The 18123-nt window shown below is 74.7% G+C and carries 16 protein-coding genes and 1 pseudogene; 10 read left to right on the top strand and 7 right to left on the bottom strand.

The window, feature by feature from the left end; genetic code table 11:
- Positions 1-78 precede the first annotated feature (78 nt).
- Complete coding sequence (locus tag FXF52_RS28965; protein WP_148801505.1) at positions 79-975, top strand: alpha/beta hydrolase; 897 nt, start codon at positions 79-81, stop codon at positions 973-975.
- Entirely contained in the window at positions 972-2225 is a 1254-nt protein-coding gene (locus tag FXF52_RS28960; RefSeq protein WP_148801504.1) for an acyltransferase, read from the top strand. The genes FXF52_RS28965 and FXF52_RS28960 overlap by 4 nt, the downstream gene beginning before the upstream one ends.
- 344 nt (positions 2226-2569) lie before the next feature.
- On the opposite strand, the gene FXF52_RS28955 is transcribed toward FXF52_RS28960, so the two are convergent.
- Genes FXF52_RS28955 through FXF52_RS28945 form a run of 3 tightly spaced genes read right to left on the bottom strand, consistent with a single transcriptional unit; the run spans position 2570 to position 5603 of the window.
- Positions 2570-3520: a VWA domain-containing protein gene (locus tag FXF52_RS28955; RefSeq protein WP_148801503.1), complete on the bottom strand. Its 951-nt coding sequence runs from the start codon at positions 3518-3520 to the stop codon at positions 2570-2572.
- Complete coding sequence (locus tag FXF52_RS28950) at positions 3517-4515, bottom strand: DUF58 domain-containing protein (protein WP_187413769.1); 999 nt, start codon at positions 4513-4515, stop codon at positions 3517-3519. Before FXF52_RS28950 ends, FXF52_RS28955 begins: the two co-directional genes overlap by 4 nt.
- Complete coding sequence (locus tag FXF52_RS28945) at positions 4494-5603, bottom strand: MoxR family ATPase (RefSeq protein WP_148801501.1); 1110 nt, start codon at positions 5601-5603, stop codon at positions 4494-4496. Before FXF52_RS28945 ends, FXF52_RS28950 begins: the two co-directional genes overlap by 22 nt.
- Positions 5604-5840: 237 nt before the next feature.
- On the opposite strand from FXF52_RS28945, the gene FXF52_RS28940 reads away from it, so the two are divergent.
- The 3 genes from FXF52_RS28940 (at position 5841) to FXF52_RS28930 (ending at position 8480) form a co-directional block, all read left to right on the top strand.
- Positions 5841-6071, top strand: a complete 231-nt coding sequence (locus tag FXF52_RS28940; RefSeq protein ID WP_148801500.1) for a hypothetical protein — start codon at positions 5841-5843, stop codon at positions 6069-6071.
- 103 nt (positions 6072-6174) lie between these two features.
- Positions 6175-6702 (top strand): PH domain-containing protein, encoded by a 528-nt coding sequence (locus tag FXF52_RS28935; RefSeq protein WP_148801499.1) that lies wholly within the window; start codon positions 6175-6177, stop codon positions 6700-6702.
- A 449-nt stretch (positions 6703-7151) separates the two neighbouring features.
- The gene (locus FXF52_RS28930) at positions 7152-8480 is read left to right on the top strand and encodes a PH domain-containing protein (protein WP_255472448.1); all 1329 of its coding nucleotides are present in this window, start codon (positions 7152-7154) and stop codon (positions 8478-8480) included.
- Between the two features lie 48 nt (positions 8481-8528).
- On the opposite strand, the gene FXF52_RS28925 is transcribed toward FXF52_RS28930, so the two are convergent.
- Positions 8529-9581, bottom strand: a complete 1053-nt coding sequence (locus FXF52_RS28925) for a phosphatase PAP2 family protein (RefSeq protein WP_148801498.1) — start codon at positions 9579-9581, stop codon at positions 8529-8531.
- A 114-nt stretch (positions 9582-9695) separates the two neighbouring features.
- Here FXF52_RS28925 and FXF52_RS28920 point away from each other — a divergent pair, with 114 nt between their 5' ends.
- Both FXF52_RS28920 and FXF52_RS28915 read left to right on the top strand, forming a co-directional pair.
- The gene (locus tag FXF52_RS28920) at positions 9696-10100 is read left to right on the top strand and encodes a thioesterase family protein (protein WP_148801497.1); all 405 of its coding nucleotides are present in this window, start codon (positions 9696-9698) and stop codon (positions 10098-10100) included.
- Entirely contained in the window at positions 10097-10927 is an 831-nt protein-coding gene (locus tag FXF52_RS28915) for an MBL fold metallo-hydrolase (RefSeq protein ID WP_148801496.1), read from the top strand. The genes FXF52_RS28920 and FXF52_RS28915 overlap by 4 nt, the downstream gene beginning before the upstream one ends.
- Before the next feature lie 79 nt (positions 10928-11006).
- On the opposite strand, the gene FXF52_RS28910 is transcribed toward FXF52_RS28915, so the two are convergent.
- Entirely contained in the window at positions 11007-11501 is a 495-nt protein-coding gene (locus FXF52_RS28910) for a MarR family winged helix-turn-helix transcriptional regulator (protein ID WP_148801495.1), read from the bottom strand.
- An 81-nt stretch (positions 11502-11582) separates the two neighbouring features.
- On the opposite strand from FXF52_RS28910, the gene FXF52_RS28905 reads away from it, so the two are divergent.
- A complete protein-coding gene (locus tag FXF52_RS28905) occupies positions 11583-12806 on the top strand; it encodes a multidrug effflux MFS transporter (protein WP_148801494.1) in 1224 nt (407 codons plus the stop codon).
- A 10-nt stretch (positions 12807-12816) separates the two neighbouring features.
- On the opposite strand, the gene FXF52_RS28900 is transcribed toward FXF52_RS28905, so the two are convergent.
- Both FXF52_RS28900 and asnB read right to left on the bottom strand, forming a co-directional pair.
- The gene (locus FXF52_RS28900; protein ID WP_148801493.1) at positions 12817-13749 is read right to left on the bottom strand and encodes a carbohydrate kinase; all 933 of its coding nucleotides are present in this window, start codon (positions 13747-13749) and stop codon (positions 12817-12819) included.
- Positions 13750-13858: 109 nt separating this feature from the next.
- Entirely contained in the window at positions 13859-15820 is a 1962-nt protein-coding gene (gene asnB, locus FXF52_RS28895; protein ID WP_148801492.1) for an asparagine synthase (glutamine-hydrolyzing), read from the bottom strand.
- Positions 15821-15930: 110 nt separating this feature from the next.
- Here asnB and FXF52_RS28890 point away from each other — a divergent pair, with 110 nt between their 5' ends.
- Together FXF52_RS28890 and FXF52_RS28885 are read left to right on the top strand one after the other, a co-directional pair.
- Positions 15931-17406, top strand: a complete 1476-nt coding sequence (locus FXF52_RS28890; protein WP_148801491.1) for an aminopeptidase P family protein — start codon at positions 15931-15933, stop codon at positions 17404-17406.
- Positions 17407-17705: 299 nt separating this feature from the next.
- Positions 17706-18123, top strand: a pseudogene (locus tag FXF52_RS28885) (hypothetical protein); the annotation flags it as partial.

Here is an 18123-nt window from a genome sequence, read left to right as displayed (position 1 = left end):
ACCAGTCCGCAGGGTGACGATCTCCGACCCGCCCGCACCGCACGCTTCCGCCGGACCACTTCCGGAGGGAGCACGAGAATGCACTGGACCCGACCCGCCCGGGCGGCGGCGACCGCGCTGCTCGGACTCGGCCTGCTGGCACCGGACCGGCCCGGTCCGGTCGCGCCGGCGGCGTACGTCGAGGCGTACCCGGCGGTGGCCGCACAGCTTCGCGCGGGCGGCCCGCCGTACGACCGGTGGGCCGCGGACGGCCGGCAGTTCCTGGCCTTCGACCCGCGCGGCGACGGCCTCGCCGTGGAGGTGCTGGGCGACCTGGCCACCGCCGACCGGATCGCGGTGCTGGTGCTAGGGGTGGGCAGCACGCTGCGGGACTTCGACCGCGGCCTCGGCGGGGTGGCCCGGCGCGCCCCGGCCCGCCAGGCCCGCGACCTGTACCGGGAGCTGCGGGCGGACAACCCGGCGGCCCGGGTGGCGGTGCTGGCCTGGCTGGGCTACGACGCGCCGGACGGGATCCTCACCGCGGCCGGGCCCGCCAGCGCCGACCGGGGCGCGACGGCGCTGCTCGGCACGCTGCGCACCCTGGCCGCCCACCGGCCCGACGCGGCGGTCACCCTGATCGGGCACAGCTACGGGGCGCTGGTGGCCGGGCGGGCCGCACGGCGCGCCCCGGCGCAGGTCACCGATCTGGTGACCCTCGGCGGCATCGGCACCGGCGTGGACCGGGCCGGTCAGCTCGGCGGCGTCCGGGTGTGGGCGGCCGAGGCGCCGACCGACTGGATCCGCCGGGTGCCGCAGGTACGGCTGCCCGGCCTGGGACACGGCACCCGCCCCGGCGACCCCGCCTTCGGCGCCCGGCCGCTGCCGGTCGACGGCGTCGCCGGGCACGACGGCTACCTGGTGCCCGGCACGGCGACGCTGCCGGCGGTCGCCGCGGTGGTGCTGGGCGGCGAGGCCCGGGCGGGGGTCGCGCGATGAGGGATCGCGCCGTGGACGCGCTGCGGGCGTACGCCATCGGCGGCGTGGTGCTGGGCCACTGGCTGGTCACCGCCCTGGTGCTGACACCCGACGGAACCGTGCACCAGATCAGCCCGCTGGCCACCATGCCGGCGCTGGCCCCGGCCAGCTGGCTGTTCCAGACGCTCGGCCTCTTCTTCTTCACCGCCGGTCACGCCGCCGCCCACTCGCTGGCCGGCTTTCCCGGCCACCCCGCGCGGTGGCTGCTCCGTCGGCTGGGCCGCCTGGTGCTGCCCGCCCTGGCGCTGCTCGGCCTGGGCGCCGCCGGGCTGCTGGTCGCCATCGTGCTGGGCACCCGGGACGACATCCTCAGCGTCGCGGTGACGCTGACCGCCAGCCCGCTGTGGTTCCTGCTGCCCCTGGTCGCCCTCTCCGCGCTCACCGCGCCGCTGCGCGCCGCCGTACGACGCTGGGGACCGGTGCGCTGCGTGCTGCCCGCCGTCGCCGTAGTCGCCGGGACGGACCTCGCCGTACGCCTGCCGGCGGCGCGCCCCTGGCTGCTGCCGGTCGCCGTCCTCGCCGCGTGGTCGGTGCCCTACCTGCTCGGGCTGGCGCACGCCGAGGGACGGCTCGCCGGGCGTCGCCCGGCCGTGGCGCTGGTCGCCGTCGGGGCCGTCGCGCTGGCCGCACTGCTCGCCCTGGGCTACCCGGCCAGCGCGGTCGGGGTGCCCGGTGCCGGCCGGTCGAACCTGAGCCCGCCCTCGCTGTTCGCCATCGCCCTGGCCGTGGCGCAGGTCGGCGCCGGGCTGCTGGCCGGACCGGCCCTGCGCCGGCTGGGCGACCGGCCCGCGCCGGCCCGCCTGGTCCGCGGGGTGAACCGGCACGCCATGCGCGTCTACCTCTGCCACCAGCCGGTCCTGGTCGGGGTCAGCGCGCTGACCGCCCGGTTCGCCGGCCCGCAGCCCGGGCTGCACACCCCGCCCGACGGTCCCGGCTGGCTGGCGGCGCGGCTGTGCTGGCTGCCGCTGCTCGCGCTGGTCCTGGCGGTACTGGTGCGCTCCCGATCGGGAGCCGTCGCTGGCGCGGTCGGCCGGACGGCGCGGGCGGACCGGTCGGCCGAGTACGGGGTGCCGGCGCGCCGGGTGTACGATGATCCCCGTTTGCGGGCGGGATCGCCCGTGACCTTCGTGCCCCGCCGACCGGAGGAGGTGATCGCCGTGCGAGATGGCGATCCTTCCAGTCGTGGCCGGGCCGACCGTCAGCCCCGCTGAGCCGCGACTCAGTCGGCGTAGCTGACCCGCTTCCCGCCTCGGTGCACCGCCCGCCTCCTCGGCCGCCGGCCGGGCGATCCTGGTGCGCGGCCCGCCGGTGGCGGAGCAACCCGGTCACGACTTCGTGTGCGTACGTCCTGATCCATCCCCGCGGTCCCGGCCCGCGCCGCCCGGACCGTCCCGTCGCCACGGAGCAGTCCCATGAGCCGTTACGTCGCCCCGCTGGGCTTCACCCTCGCCGCTCTCTGGGTGGCCGTCCTCTTCGTCCTCGCCGGCGGTCGCTGACCGCCGACCGGGGCACAACCCCGGCCGGCCCCAGCGCCCGCCCCGCCGGCCGTCCCGCCTCAGACCAGGCGGGACGACCAGAGCAGGCTCAGCGCACCCGCGCAGAGGGCGAGCAGCAGCGCGATCCCCGCGTACCACTGGGTGATCTCCCGCGGCTCGGTCCGGAACCCGATCGAGCTGCCCATGTCCTGGTAGACCCGCTTCAACTCGCTCACCGAGGCGGCCTCGTAGAAGTAGCCCTGGGTGGTCTCCGCGAGCTGGGACAGCGCCGCCCGGTCCACCGGCACCCGCTGCAACTGCCCGCCGATGTCGACCTGGCCCGAGTCGGTGCCGAACGCGATGGTGGACACCGGCACGTTGGCCGCCTGCGCCGCCGCAGCCGCCTCCTCCACCGACCGCCCCGAGGTGCGGTAGCCGTCGGAGAGGAGCACGATCCGGGCCGGCGGGATGCCGGCCGTGCCATCGGCGGGCACCGAGCGGATCGCCTCCAGGCAGGTGAAGACGGCCTCGCCGGTGGCGGTCGCCTCGGCCAGCACCAGCCCGTCGATGGCGGTGGTCACGGCGGCCCGGTCCTTGGTCGGCGGGACCAGCACGTTCGCCGACTTGGCGAAGGAGACCAGCCCGAGGTTGTAGGTCTCCGGCAGCTCCCCGACGAACTGCTTGGCCGCCTCCTGGGCGGCTTCGAGGCGGTTCGGCGCCACGTCGTCGGCCTGCATCGACAGCGACACGTCGATGGCCAGCATCACGGTGGCCCGCTCCAGCGGCTCCCGGGTGTCGATCGCCGGCCGGGCCAGCGCGGTGGACAGCACCAGCAGGCAGAGCAGGAACGCGGTGGCCGCCACGTGCCGCCGCCAGCCCAGCCCCTTGGGCGCGAGGGTACGCAGCAGGTCGACGTTGGTGAACCGCATCGCGTACGCCCGGCGGTGCAGCTGCCGCCAAACGTACGCGGCGGCCAGGGCGAGCACCGGCAGCACGGCCAGCAGCCACCACGGTTGCAGAAAACGGATCATCGGGTCGTCCCTCGGGTCCGGGCGTGCCGCTGCGCGGCCACGAACCGCACCATGTCCAGCAGCCAGTCTCGGTCGGTACGCAGTCGCAGGTGGGCCGCGCCGGCGGCGCGCAGCTCGGCGGCGACGGCCGCGCGCTGGGCGGTGGCCGCGTCGGCGTACCGGCGGCGCAGGCCCGGGTCGGCGGTCTGCACCTCGTGCAGCTCCCCCGTCTCCGGGTCGACCACCGGCAGCACCCCCACGTCGGGCAGCTCCAGCTCGCGCGGGTCGACCACCTCGATCGCCAGCACGTCGTGCCGGACCCGCAGCTTACGGAGCGGCCGGCCCCACTGCTGCGGCGGTGCGAGGAAGTCGGAGATGACCACCGCCACCCCCCGCCGCCGGGGCGGCCGGTTGAGCATGTCGACCAGCGCGCCGAGGTCGCTGCGCCCCGGCCGGATCTCCGTCCCGGCGATGGCCCGGAGCATCCCCTGCGCCTCCTTGCGGCCGGCCCGCGCCGGCAGCCGCAGCAGCGTGCCCGGGCCGCCGGCCGGCGGGCCGCCCCGCCACCGGCCGGTGGGCGCGGGCACCGCACTCCCGGTGCCGACCACCGCGCCGATCCGGTTGCCGCCGCGGACGGTCAGGTGGACCAGGGCGGCCGCGGCGGCCACCACCACATCCCGCTTGAGCCACTGCCCGGTGCCGAAGTCCAGGCTGGCCGAGAGGTCCACCGCCAGCCAGGTCTCCAGCTCCCGGTCGGCCACCGTACGCCGCACGTGCGGCGTCGTGGTCCGCGCGGTGACCGGCCAGTCCATCCGGCGTACGTCGTCGCCGGGGCGGTACTCGCGGGACTCCCCCGCCTCACTGCCCGGCCCGGGCAGCAGCCCGGCGTAGTCGCCCTGGAGCAACCCGTCGAGCTTGCGGGTGACCATCAGCTGCAACCGGGCGAGGACGGCCCCGGAGCGGTCGCCGGTGGCCGGCAGCCGGGTGGGTGGCGTCACGGCCGCTGCCCGGGCCAGCCGGCACCGGGCGGCGCGGCCGGTGGCGACGGCGTGGCCTGCTGCCGGGGCGCGACCGCCGGCAGCGGGATGGTCGACATCACCCGGTGCACGATGTGGTCGGCCGGCACGTCGTCGGCGAGCGCGTCGTAGCTGAGCACCAGCCGGTGCCGCAGGATGTCCGGGGCGATGTCCTGCACGTCCTGGGGCAGCGCGTAGTCCCGGCCGCGCAGCAGCGCCAACGCCCGGGTGGCCCGCACCAGGCCGAGCGAGGCGCGCGGGCTGGCGCCGTACTGGATCAGCTGCGCGACGTCCGGCATGCCGTGCTCGGCGGGGGCGCGGGTGGCGAGCACCAGCCGGACCGCGTAGTCGACCAGGGCGTTGTGCACGAAGACCTGGTCGGCCTTGCGCTGCAGGGCGATCAGATCCGGGGTGTCGAAGACCCGGGCCGGCTCGGGCGGGGCCACGCCCATCCGGTAGACGATCTCCCGCTCCTCGGCGTCGGTCGGATAACCAACCACGATCTTCATGAGGAAGCGGTCCCGCTGCGCCTCCGGCAGCGGGTAGACCCCCTCCTGCTCGATCGGGTTCTGGGTCGCCATCACCAGGAACGGGTCGGGCACCCGATGGGTCTCCCCGCCGATGGACACCTGGCGCTCGCTCATCACCTCCAGCAGCGCCGACTGCACCTTCGCCGGGGCTCGGTTGATCTCGTCGGCGAGCAGGAAGTTCACGAACACCGGGCCCAACTCGACGTCGAACTTCTCGCTGGACTGCCGGTAGATCCGGGTGCCCATGATGTCGGCCGGCACGAGGTCCGGGGTGAACTGCACCCGGGCGAACGATCCGCCGACCACCTTGGCCAGGGTCTCCACGGCGAGGGTCTTGGCCACGCCGGGCACCCCCTCCAGCAGGCAGTGCCCTCGGGCGAGCAGGGCCACGAACATCCGCTCGACCATCCGGTCCTGGCCGACGATGACCCGCTTGATCTCGAACAGCGCCCGCTCCAGCAAGGTGGCGTCCTGGGCCGGGGTGGTGATCGCCGGGGGCGGCGCGCCCGGCACGGCCTCGGTCGGGGTCGGGGCGTCGGGCGTGGTCGGCTGGGCCACCGGTCCTCCACAGCTTGGTCGTCGCGGCTGGTGCGTATCAAGACTGTCATGCCCGGCTGAGAGCCGAGGGCGGGAGAGGGACGATTTTCGCCGCGCCGTCCCACCGCACGGAAAACGCTGAACACGGGTGGACAACAAGGGGTCCAGCGTGTGTACGATTCACCCCGTCGCCGGGCGGCTCCCCCCGTGGCCGCCCGGCGCTAAGCTTCCCGGGCGTGCGGGCCTAGACTCGCTCCGGTGACCATTCCCACTCCCGCCGACGAGGCGCTGGTCTGCTCCGCGCGGGGGTGCCGCGCCCTCGCCGTCTGGGCCCTGCGCTGGAACAATCCCCGCCTGCACGACGCCGACCGGCGCAAGACCTGGCTCGCCTGCGCCGAGCACCGCGAGTCCCTCGGGGCGTTCCTCGACGCACGCGGCTTCCTCCGCGAGGTGGTGGCGGTGCCGGAATCGCCTACGCTCGAAGCGTGAGCGAGCGGAGCGAGGGAACCATTCAGCTCAGCAACCGGGCGCCTCGCGCCGACGTCGGGCGAAGCGAGGCGGCCGCGTGCGCCAGCGGAACGGATCACCCCCGGTGAACGGTGACGACCTCGCCGGCCGCCCGCCGACCCGGCCCGGCCCCCTGGAGCCCTGGCCGGACACCGTCCAGTGGCAGCCGATCTCCCGCGACCTGATCTGGGTGGAGCTGATCCGGCTCGGCATCGGGTTCGCCGTGGCGCTGGTGGTGCTCGGCGTGGCCTGGGCGATCACCGGCCACTGGCTGCCCGGCGTCGTCCTCGGCGTCGCGGTCCTGCTGGCCGCCTGGCGGGCGGTCACCATCGTCCGGGCCGTGCACGCGTGGGGTTACGCCGAGCGGGAGAACGACCTGCTGGTCCGGCACGGGCTGCTGGTCCGGCGGCTGTCCATCGTTCCGTATTCGCGGATGCAGTTCGTCGACGTGACCGCGGGCCCGCTGGAGCGGGCGTTCGACCTGGCCACGGTGCAGCTGCACACGGCCGCGGCGGCGAGCGACGCCCGGGTGCCCGGCCTGCGGCCGGCGGAGGCGTCCCGGCTGCGGGACCGGCTGACCGCACTGGGCGAGGACCGGGCGGAGGGGCTGTGAGCCACGGCCCGGCCGACCCCGAGCCCGGCGCCCCGATCCCGCACCCGGCCGACCCGGCACCGCACCAGGCCGACCCGGAGCCCGGCCCGCTGCCGCGGCCGGCCGCGGACGACCGGCCCGCCGCTCCGGCCCCGTGGTCCCACCCCGGGTACGGCCAGCCCGCGCCGCCCGCGCCGGGGCACGCCGGCCCCACCTGGCCGCCGTCTGACCGGCCCGGGCCGCCTCCGCCCGGCCACGGCCAGCCCATTCCACCGCCCGGCTACGGACAGCCCGCCCCGCCTCCCCCCGGCTACGGACAGGCCGCCCCGCCGCCCGGCTACGGACAGCCCGGGCCCGCGGGGCGCGGCCAGCCGGGAGCCGGCCCGCCCAGCCCCGGCCCGTGGACGCCACCCGGACCCGGCCCATGGACACCGCCCGGGGCCGCTCCCGGCTGGCCGGGAAGTCCCACCCTGCCGCCGCCCGGCGGCGAGGAGCCGCGGCAGCGGCTGCATCCGCTGAGCCCGGTGCTGCACGGCGCCAAGTCCCTGGTCGTGGTCATCGCCGGCCTGTCCTGGTCGACGCTGTCCCGGGTCGGCTTCGGCTGGTTCACCGTGCTGGTGGCGGTCTTCGTGGCCGGGGCCACCGTGCTGGCCGTGGTGAGTTGGTGGAACACCGGCTACCACGTGGTGGGCCGCGAACTGCGGGTGCACGAGGGCCTGCTCTGGCGGCGTACCCGGGCGATCCCGTTGGAGCGGTTGCAGGCCGTGGAGGTGGTCCGGCCGCTGCTGGCGCAGCTGACCGGGCTGGCCGAGCTGCGGCTGGAGGTGGTCGGCGGGGGCAAGACCGAGGCGCCGCTGGCGTACCTGGGGGTGGCCGAGGCCGGCGCGCTGCGGCAGCGGCTGCTCGCCGTCGCCGGCCGCGCGCCCGAGGTCGTCCCGCCCGCAGCCGGCGCGCCGCCGCCACCGGCGCCGGCCGGGCGCCGACTGCACACCGTACGCAACCAGGACCTGCTGGTCAGCCAGCTACTCACCCCGCAGGCGTTCCTGCTCCCGTTCGGCGTCGCCTTCGTGGTGGCGCAGTTCCTCTCCGAGGGGTCCTGGTCGTTCATCGCGGTGGCCAGCACCCTCACCGCGATGGCCGGCGTCGTGCTGCAACCGGTGCGCCGGGTGCTCGACGACTGGGCGTTCCGGCTCGACCGGGACGACGGCACGCTGCGCGTCCACAACGGCCTGCTGGAGACCCGGGTGCAGACCGTCCCGCTGCACCGGGTGCAGACCGTCCGGGTGACCTGGCCCCTGCTCTGGCGGATGAAGGGGTGGCTGCGGCTGCGGCTGGAGGTGGCCGGCTACTCGGCCGCCGAGCCGGACGACCGGAACCGGCCGGACCGGCTGCTGCCGGTCGGCGACGCGCGGACCGGCGAGCTGATCGTCGCGGAGGTGCTGCCCGGCGTACGGCTGGCCGCGCTGCCGTCGACGGCGCCGCCACGGCGGGCGCGCTGGCTGCGTCCGCTGACCCGCGCGGCGGTCGGCGCCGGCCTCGACGAGCGGGTGTTCGTCGCCCGCTCCGGGCTGCTCACCCGCCAGCTGACGCTGGTGCCGTACGCCCGGATCCAGAGCGTCCGGGTGACCCAGGGTCCGGCACAGCGGCGGCTGCGGCTGGCCACGGTGCACGCCGACACCGCCGGCGGGTCGGGCGCGGCCGCACCCGACCGGGACCTGGCCGAGGCGTGGGACCTGGCGGCCGAGCTGACCGCGCGGGCGCACGCGGCCCGGCACGCCGACCGGGGCCGGCGACGCTGACCGGGGCGTTCCCGGCCGGCACCGCGCCGGCGCCCGGCCCGCGACACGTCAGCGTTCGGCGGGCACCGGGTCGGCGACGGGCAGCTCGGCGTCGACCGGGGCGGCCGGGGCCGGCACGGCCTGCTGCGGGCCACCGGCGGCCGCCGCGGGCCGCGCCCGGCGGGCCGCCCACCAGCGCTCGGCCAGGCCGACCACCAGGAAGGTCAGCCCGACGTACGCCCAGCCGACCAGCACGTCGATCAGGTAGTGCTCGCCGCTGTAGATGAGGGTGAAGGTCATCGCCAGCGGGTACGCGAGCAACAGCGGCCACCAGCGCTTCCGCACCGAACCCAGGAAGAACAGCACCACGAAGAGGGCGAACGCGGTGTGCAGCGAGGGCATGGCGGCGACCGGGTTGGAGGCGATCTGCCCGGCGTTGAGCAGGTTGCCCGCGCCGTGCATGCCGATCTCCTTCCAGCCCCGGGTGGAGATCCGGGCGACCTCGGTGAGCAGGCCGTTCTGCGCGGCCCACCACGGCGGGGCGGCCGGGTAGAGGAAGTAGGTGGCCAGCCCGGCCGCGCAGAGGAAGCCCCAGCGCCGCATGTACGCCCCCCAGCGCGCGCGGTCGCGCAGCCAGAGCACCGCCGCGGCGGCCAGCGTCGCCACGAAGTGGGAGAAGTAGACCCAGCTGACCAGCACGTCCCACCAGTGCACCTCAGGCCGGTAGAGGTGCTGCTGGAGCCAGACCGTGGGCACCTCGCCGCCGGTGGCCCAGCCCAGCATGAACCGGTCGGCGACGATCAACTCCATGGCGTGCGGCGTCGCGCCGTTGTCGGCGAACCCCCGGGAGAGGTTGTACGCGGCCAACAGCAGCACCACCGGGATCCAGTCCCGGGCGAAGCGCAGGTGGCTGCGCCACGGCCGGGCGGAGTGCCAGGCGATGGTGCCCGCCCAGATCCAGAGGAAGGCGTACGCGGGGTCGGTCGGCAAGCCGATGGCGAACCACGCGGCCACGAAGCCGAGCGCCCAGATCGTCATGGCCACCACCCGGCGGCGTCCGCCGTCGGGCGAGGAGGTGGTACCGGTCCGGGCGGGGGGCTGGGGGTCTGTCACGACGGCCATCGCGGTCAAGGTTAACGGCGGGCCACGAATCGACTGACGGCGACCACCCGCCGGCCGAAGGAACGACGGTACGGAGAGCGGGCGTCCCCGCCCCGCCTCGTCTAGGCTCGGGGCATGCAGGAGCAGCCGGAGACGCCCTTCGCGCCGGGCCTCGCCGCCCGGGTCGAGCTGACCGTCACGGACGCCGACACCGCGCAGGCGGTCGGCTCCGGTGACGTGCCGGTGCTCGGCACGCCGCGGGTGCTCGCCCTCGTCGAGGCGGCGACCGTGGCGGCCACCGCGACGCGGATGCCGACCGGACAGACCACCGTCGGGCTCCGCGTCGAACTGGACCACCGGGCGCCGACCCCGGTCGGGCGGACGGTGGTCGCCTGGGCCCGGCTGGCCAAGGTCGACGGCCGGCGCCTGCTGTTCGAGGTGACGGTCGCCGAAGGCGACGAGATCGTGGCCGATGGCCGGGTCGAGCGCGTGCTGGTCGACCGGCAGCGCTTCCTGGAGCGCGCCTCGCGGGCGTCATGACCGCCCGATTCGTCGAGATCGCCGACGGCGTCCACCTGCTGCGCGAGCCGCTGCTGCAGGTCAACGCGACGCTGGTGGTGGGCGACGACGCGGCCCTGCTGGTGGACACCCTCTCCACCGCCGGACAGGCCCGGGAGCTGGCCGAGGCCGCCCGGGCGGTCACCGCGCACCCGTGGACGATCGTCAACACCCACCACCACTTCGACCACTGCTTCGGCAACGCCACCCTGGCCGCCGACCCGCCCCGCCCGGTCTACGCCCACGAGCTGGCCGCCGCCGCGCTGCGCGACCGCCCCGACGAGCTGCGCCGCGCGGCGTACGAGGAGATGCGCGACGAGCAGCCGGCGCTCGCCGCCGAGCTGACCGGCACCGAACTGCTGGCCCCGACCCACCCGGTGCGCGAGGAAACGGTGCTCGACGTCGGCGGCCGGCGGGTGCTGCTGCGGCACCCGGGGCACGGGCACACCGACGCCGACCTGGTGGTGCACGTGCCGGACGCGGACGTGCTGGTCGCCGGCGATCTGGTGGAGCAGAGCGGTCCGCCGGCCTTCGAGGAGTCGTACCCGCTGCAGTGGCCGGACGCGGTGGCCGACCTGCTGCGGCTGACCACCCCCGGCACGGTCGTGGTGCCCGGGCACGGCACGCCGGTCGACGTGGAGTTCGTCCGGGCCCAGCACGCCCAGTTGGTCCAGCAGGCCTGGCTGATCCGGGCCGGCCACACCGGCAACGCCCCGCCCGAGCGGGTGGCGGCGGAGTCGCCCTTCGGCGCCCGCCCCGGCCTGCTCGCCGCCCGCCGCGGCTACGCCGAGCTCGACGGCACCGCCTGACGCCGCCGCCCGGCGAGAGGCCACATCGGGATCGCGCTCGATCCAGGAAACAGGGGCCTCCTCGCCGCCCGGGAGGCCCCTACTTCACGGTTCGAGCATGATCTTGGGCCCCGCCCGGGCGGTCGTCGTCGCGGGTCCCGCGCAGGTGGGTGAGCAGGGCGTCCAACTGCGGGACGGCGCCCAGGACCGCGTTCCGGGCGGCCGGATCCAGCGCGGCCAGCGCCTCGGTGAGCAGGGCGCTGCGGTGCGCCGCGTGATCCGTCATCCGGGCCTGGGCGGCGTCGGTGAGCCGGAGGCGGACGACCCGACGGTCGGCCGGGTCGCGTTCCCGCGCCAGCAGCCCCGCGTCGGCGAGGTCGCCGACCAGGGTGCTCACCGTGTTCGGCGCGGTGCCGAGCCGTCGGGCCGCCTCCTTGCCGCTGATCCCGGGCTCGGCGCGGACCAGCAGGAGCAGCTCCACCTGGGCCTCCGGGAGGACCTCCCGGTTTGCCCGGCCGGCAGCGCTGCGCCGCAGCAGCCGGTGCAGCTCCCCCACCACGGCGCCGAGCCGGGCGACGCCCTCCTCGCTCGACACAAGGTCACCTACTTCACAGCGCAATAGTTCTGCCTACAGAGCTAAGGTTAGCCGGCGATCATCGACCCTGGGGGAACCGCGTTGAGCCAGACCGTCCAGCCGACCGCGCCGCCGTCCACCGTCGCGGCGGACCCACGCGACGGAGGCGCGACGCTGCTCGTGCTGCTCGGCACCCTCACCGCGATCGGCCCGCTCTCGCTGGACATGTACCTACCAGCGTTCCCGGCGATGACCCGCGATCTCGGCGCCGACCAGGCCCAGATCCAGCTCTCCCTGACGAGCTGCCTGATCGGTCTCGCCCTCGGCCAGCTCGTCACCGGCCCGCTCAGCGACCGCTGGGGCCGGCGGCGCCCGGTCCTGGTCGGCGTCACCGCGTACGCGTTGCTGGCGCTGCTCTGCGCGGCGGCGCCGACCGCCCCCACGCTGGCCGCCGCGCGCTTCGCCCAGGGCCTGGCGGGTGGCATGGGGGTGGTGGTCGCCCGGGCGGTGGTCCGCGACCTCTACGCCGGCCGAGCCGCGGCGAAGTACTTCTCCCGGCTCACCCTGATCTTCGGCGTGGCGCCGGTGGCCGCGCCCAGCGTCGGCAGCCTGGTCCTGCGGTTCGGGTCCTGGCGGGCGGTCTTCCTCACCCTGGCGGCGATCGGGCTGCTGCTCGCCGTCGCGGTCGCCCTGCGGCTGCCGGAGACCCTGCCCGCCGAGCGGCGCAGCACCGGCGGCCTGGCCGCCACCGCCCGGACCATGCGGTCGCTGGCCGCCGACCGGGTCTACCTGGGGTACGCGCTGACCCAGGGCTTCGCCTTCGCCGGGCTCTTCGCGTACATCTCCGGGTCGTCGTTCGTGTTCCAGGACGTCTTCGGCGTGTCGGGGGCCACATTCAGCCTGGTCTTCGGGCTGAACGCACTCGCCCTGGTCGCCACCGGGCAGGTCAACGCCCGGCTGCTCGACCGGTTCGAGCCGCGCCGGCTGCTGATCACCACCCTGCTGGTCAGCGCCGTCGCCGCGGTCGGGGTGCTGACCGGGGCGCTCGCCGGCAGCCTGGCTCTGGTCGCCGTGCCCCTGCTGGCCTTCGTCGGCTCGCTGGGCATGGTGACGCCGAACAGCACCGCGCTGGCGCTGGACGCGCACGCCCGGCACGCCGGCACCGCCGCCGCGCTGCTGGGCAGCATCCAGTCGGTGGTCGGCGCGCTCGCCGCGCCGCTGGTCGGGCTGGGCGGCGAGGGCAGCGCGGTGCCGATGGCCGCCGTCCTGACCGCCACCGCCGCGCTCTCCCTGGCCGCCGTGCACACCCTCACCCGCGCCCGCTGACCGGGGCCGGTCAGGCAGGGAAGCGGGCGAGCACGGCGGCGCGGGTGGGCATGGCGACGGCGCCGCCGGGAGACTCGCAGACCACCCCGGCGACGCGCAGGGCGAAGGCGACCCGGTCCCGCCAACCGACCGGGTCCACCGGTTCGCCGGCGGCCAGCAACTCGGCGATCAACGCGCCCATCACCGAGTCCCCGGCGCCGGTCGCGTCCACCGCCTGGACCTTCGGGGCGGGGACGCGGACCACGTCGTCGGCGGCGGCGACCAGCGCGCCGTCCGCGCCCAGGGTGACCACCACGGTGGCCGCCCCCAACTCTCGCAGGTACGCGGCGACCCCCTCCACCGGCTGGTGCGGGTAGAGCACGGCCGCGTCGGCGGTGCTCAGCTTCACCAGGTGCGCGCTCGCGGCGAACTCGGCGACCACCTCGCGCAGCCCGTCCAGCGCGCCGGACCCGTCAAGCAGCCGGGGACGGACGTTCGGGTCGAACACCCGCAGCGCCCCGGCGGTCGCCCAGGCGCGCCGGGCGGCGGCCAGCACCGGCGGGTGGAGCAGCACGATCGAGCCGCAGTAGAGCACGTCGGCGCCCTCGACCAGGGCCACGTCCAGGTGGTCGGCGGTGAGCAGCCCGTACGAGCGGGGCTCACCGTAGAAACGAAAATCCGGTTCCGGGCCAGCGAAGGTGGCCACCGCCAACGCCGTCGGCGCCGGTACGGTGACCGCTCCGGCCAGCCCGACGCCGGCCTCGCCGAGGAAGGCGCGAATCCGCTCGGCGAGCGCGTCGTCGCCGAGCGACCCGACGAACTCGACGTCGCCGCCCAGCCGGGCCACCGCCACCGCCACGTTGAGCGGCCCGCCGCCGATCGCCTGCCGGTAGCAGGGTTGCCCGTCATGACTGGTCTCGAGCAGGTCGACCAACGCCTCGCCGAGCACCACCGCGTAGCCCATCCTGCCTGCCTCCTCTGTCGGTCGTACCCCCGATCCTGGCGCATTTCGGGCCGCGCCGGGACGTGAGAAAGGGCCCCCGGTTCGACCGGGGGCCCTTCGCACACCTGGGTCAGCGGACCATGCTGCCGACCACCGGCTTCGTGAGCAGGGCGGACTGGTTGCGTTGGATGCCCGGGTCGAGGGTCTTGGCCACGAAGATGGCGTGCCAGATGCAGAAGATCAGCACCGTCCACACCTTGCGGGAGTGGTCCGCCTCCTCCCGCTTGTGCTCCTCCAGCAGCCGCATCGCGTACGACAGGTCGATAAGGTCACCGGCGCCGGAGGTGGCCAGCACGTGCCGGGCCCACTCGTACATCTCGCCGCGCAACCAGACCCGGGTCGGGGTCGGGAAGCCGAGCTTCTTGCGGTTGACGATGGCCGGCGGGACGACGCCCTGCAGCGCCTGGCGCATGGCGTACTTGGTGGCCTCGGAGCGCGGCGGCAGCTTCAGGTCGACCGGGATGCCGGCCGCCACGTTGAACACCTCGCGGTCCAGGAAGGGCACCCGCACCTCCAGCGAGTGCGCCATCGAGATCCGGTCGGCCTTGACCAGGATGTCGCCGCGCAGCCAGGTGTAGAGGTCGACGTACTGCATCTTGGTGACGTCGTCCAGCTCGGTGCACTCGGCGTAGATCGGCGCGGTGACGTCGGTGTAGCGGACCGAGGGGTCGTAGCGACGCAGCAGGTGCTGCTTCTCCTCCTCGGTGAACATCCGGGCGTTGCCGTAGTAGCGCTCCTCGATCGGGGTGGTGCCGCGCTCCAGGAAGCTCTTGCCCTTGACGCCCTGGGGGATGGCCTTCGACACCGCCCGCAGGCCCTTCTGCACCCCGCCCGGCAGGCCGTTCACGGTGCTCAGTGACAGCGGCTCGCGGTAGATGGTGTAGCCGCCGAAGAACTCGTCGGCGCCCTCGCCGGAGAGCACCACCGTGACGTGCTCGGCGGCCTTCTTCGCCACGAAGTAGAGCGGCACCAGCGCCGGGTCGGCCACCGGGTCGTCCAGGTGCCAGACGATCTTGGGCAGCGCCTCCATCATGTCCTGCGGCCCGATCTTGGTCGGGATGGTGGTCACGTCGAGGTGCCGGGCCGAGTCCTGGGCCACGTCGATCTCGGAGTAGCCGGGCACGTCGTACCCGACGGTAAAGGTGAGGATGTTCGGGTTGAACTCCCGGGCCAGGGCGACCACGGCGGTGGAGTCGATGCCGCTGGAGAGGAAGGAGCCGACCGGCACGTCCGAGCGCATGTGCATCCGGACGCTCTCCCGCAGCGTCTCCCGGATCTCGTGGTAGAGCTTCTGCTCGTCGGCCACCGGCGCCGGCCGGAACACCGGCCGGTACCACCGGCGTACCTCGATCCGGCCGCCGGGGGTCCAGGTCAGGTACTCCCCCGACCCGATCCGGCTGATCCCCTTGTGCAGGGTGCCCGGCTCCGGCACGTACTGCAGGGTCAGGTAGTGGCTCAGGTTGGCGGTGTCGATCCCGGCGTCGCCCTGGTACGCGGACTGCGCGAACGGCAGCAGTGCCTTCTTCTCCGAGGCGAGGTAGAGGCCGTCCTGGGTCTGCAGGTAGTGCAGCGGCTTGATGCCGAAGTAGTCCCGGGCGCCGAACGCCCGCCGCTCCTGCCGGTCCCAGATCACGAAGGCGAACATGCCGCGCAGCCGGGTGAGCACCTGCTCGCCCCAGTAGTGGTAGCCGGCGACGATCACCTCACCGTCGCCGTTCGTGGCGAACTGGGCGCCGAAGTCCCGGATCAGCTCGTCCCGCAGCTCGATGTAGTTGTAGATCTCACCGTTGAAGGTGAGCAGGTAACGACCGTTCGCGTACGGCAGGGGCTCGTGACTGAGGGCCACGTCGATGATCGCCAGGCGCTTGTGCGCGAACACGCCGTCCGCGTAGCGGCCGGAGGCGTCGCCCACCACCTCGACCCCGGTCTCGTCCGGGCCGCGGTGGTGCAGGCACTCCAGTGCGCTTGCGATGTGGTCGCGATGGGCAGCGGCGTCACCGCGCGCGCTGAAAAAGGCCAGGAGTCCGCACATGATGGCCATCTTTCCACGCGGCCGGAGCGGCCGTCGCGGCACCGCAGGCTCTCCCCGCTCCCGTGCGCGCGGTACCGTCTGCACCAGCGACGAGGCTCGAGGAGGCGGACATGGCCGAGGAGCGGACCCAGCAGGGCAAGCCGGCGGACGGCACCGAATCACACGACCCCGACTTCCCGGAGGCGTTCCTGGCGTTCATGCGGCAGGGCTGGCGGGACAGCGAACTGCCGGTCGGTCCCCGCCCCGAGGTGCCCAACTACGCCAAGCGGCGCGCCGCGCTCGCCGCGGCCTTCCCCGGCGAGACGCTGGTCATCCCCACCGGCAACGAGAAGGTACGCGCCAACGACACCGACCACCCGTTCCGGGCGGGCAGCGACTTCGCGTACCTGACCGGCGACCTCGAACCGGACAGCGTGCTGGTGCTGCGCCCGAACGGCGACGCCACGCTGTACATGCGGCCCCGGTCGTCGCGGGAGACCGACGAGTTCTTCCGCAGCCGCAACGGCGAGCTGTGGGTGGGCCGCCGGCCCACGCTGCACGAGAGGTCGACCGAGCTGGGGCTGCCCACCGCCGACCTGACCGAGCTGGACGCGGCGCTGGCCGACCTAGCGCCGGGGCGTACCCGGGTGCTGCGCGGCTTCGACGCCCGGGTCGACGCCGCGGTGCGGCCGTACGACGGGGCCCGGGTCGACGGGCAGCCGGGCCGCGACCGGGAACTGGCCATCGCCATCTCCGAGCTGAAGCTGGTCAAGGACGAGTGGGAGATCGCGCAGCTGCAGGAGGCGTGCGACGCCACCGTGCGCGGGTTCGAGGACGTGGCCCGGGCGCTCCCGGCCGACCGGAGCGTCTCCGAGCGGCTGCTGGAGGGCATCTTCGCGCTGCGCGCTCGGCACGACGGCAACGACGTCGGCTACGGCTCGATCGTCGGTGCCAGCGAGCACGCCACGATCCTGCACTGGGTGCACAACCACGGCGCCACCCGGCCGGGTGAGCTGCTGCTCATGGACATGGGCGTGGAGAACCGCAACCTCTACACCGCGGACGTCACCCGGGTGCTGCCGGTCAACGGCCGGTTCACCCCGCTGCAGCGCCAGGTGTACGACGCCGTTTACGCCGCGCAGCAGGCCGGCATCGAGGTGATCAAGCCGGGCGTGGCGTTCCGGGACGTGCACCTCACCGCCATGCGGGTGCTCGCCGAGGCGCTGAAGGACCTGGGCCTGCTGCCGGTGAGCGTGGACGAGGCGATGGACCCGTCCTCGACGGTCTACCGCCGGTGGACCCTGCACGGCACCAGCCACATGCTCGGCATCGACGTCCACGACTGCGCCAACGCCCGCAAGGAGATGTACAAGGACGGTGCGCTCGGCGAGGGTTACGTGCTCACCGTCGAGCCGGGGCTTTACTTCCAGCCCGAGGACGAGCTGGTCCCCGAGGAGCTGCGCGGCATCGGCGTGCGGATCGAGGACGACATCCTGGTCACCGCCGGCGGCCCGGTGAACCTTTCGGCCGGCCTGCCGCGCCGCTCCGACGAGGTGGAGACGTGGCTGGCCGAGCAGCGCGAGGCCGGTCCGCGCCTGCCGGGCTGATCCCGGCCGTACGACCCTGACGGCGGGCCCCACCGCCGACGGCTGCGACGTTTCCGTCGTTCTGCCGCCGGTGGTGGGGCCCGCCGCTGTTTGCGCTGCTCGGCACCCTCCTCGCCGGCACGCGCCGAACGGTCTTCCGCCGCCTCCTGTGAGGCGAATGTGGGGTTTTTTCAGATACGTCCGCCTCGTGAGGATCCTTCTCATACGGTGTCGATCAGAGGCTACAACCGGTTTGTAGCTGGTCGCCCCACGAGGGGTGGTGCGACCCCTTTGTGCAACCGAAAGGGCGGAAGGCTCTGATGTCCAAGGACGTAACCACTTCCGACGGCGGGGCCCCGATGAGCCCGCCGACGAGCAGGCGGCGCGCGATCTGGGTCGCTACCGGCGTGGCCGGACTGACCGGTGTCGTCGGTCTGGCGGCGCTGGGTGGCCTCGCCGCTCGCAACGACAAGTCCGACGACGCGCAGCGCGTCGCGGAGAACCACGCGGCCGCGCCGCAGAACGCGAGCGATGCCGGCAAGGGCGGCGAGAAGGACGCCCACGAGGAGCAGAACAAGGCGGACGAGCAGGGCCGGGACGGCAAGGACCGGGACCAGGGCAAGCGTGGCGAGGAGCGGGACGAGCACGGTCGGGCGCGGGAGGTGCCCTGCAGCGACGAGAAGCTCGTCGAGGCCATCGACCTGGCCAACCGGGACCACGGCGGCACGCTGAAGCTGA

Origin of the sequence: Micromonospora sp. MP36, from assembly GCF_008119785.1 — a bacterium.
Taxonomy (GTDB): Bacteria; Actinomycetota; Actinomycetes; order Mycobacteriales; family Micromonosporaceae; genus Micromonospora.
The sequence above is the reverse complement of the archived record's forward strand: the minus strand, read 5'-3'. Positions and strand labels throughout refer to the sequence as shown.

Excerpts from the sequence above, each read along its gene's own strand:
- FXF52_RS28965 (WP_148801505.1), top strand. The coding sequence starts at position 79 with ATGCACTGGACCCGACCCGCCCGGGCGGCGGCGACCGCGCTGCTCGGA.
- FXF52_RS28960 (WP_148801504.1), top strand. The coding sequence starts at position 972 with ATGAGGGATCGCGCCGTGGACGCGCTGCGGGCGTACGCCATCGGCGGC.
- FXF52_RS28955 (WP_148801503.1), bottom strand. The coding sequence starts at position 3,520 with ATGATCCGTTTTCTGCAACCGTGGTGGCTGCTGGCCGTGCTGCCGGTG.
- FXF52_RS28925 (WP_148801498.1), bottom strand. The coding sequence starts at position 9,581 with ATGGCCGTCGTGACAGACCCCCAGCCCCCCGCCCGGACCGGTACCACC.
- FXF52_RS28920 (WP_148801497.1), top strand. The coding sequence starts at position 9,696 with ATGCAGGAGCAGCCGGAGACGCCCTTCGCGCCGGGCCTCGCCGCCCGG.
- FXF52_RS28915 (WP_148801496.1), top strand. The coding sequence starts at position 10,097 with ATGACCGCCCGATTCGTCGAGATCGCCGACGGCGTCCACCTGCTGCGC.
- FXF52_RS28900 (WP_148801493.1), bottom strand. The coding sequence starts at position 13,749 with ATGGGCTACGCGGTGGTGCTCGGCGAGGCGTTGGTCGACCTGCTCGAG.
- asnB (WP_148801492.1), bottom strand. The coding sequence starts at position 15,820 with ATGTGCGGACTCCTGGCCTTTTTCAGCGCGCGCGGTGACGCCGCTGCC.
- FXF52_RS28890 (WP_148801491.1), top strand. The coding sequence starts at position 15,931 with ATGGCCGAGGAGCGGACCCAGCAGGGCAAGCCGGCGGACGGCACCGAA.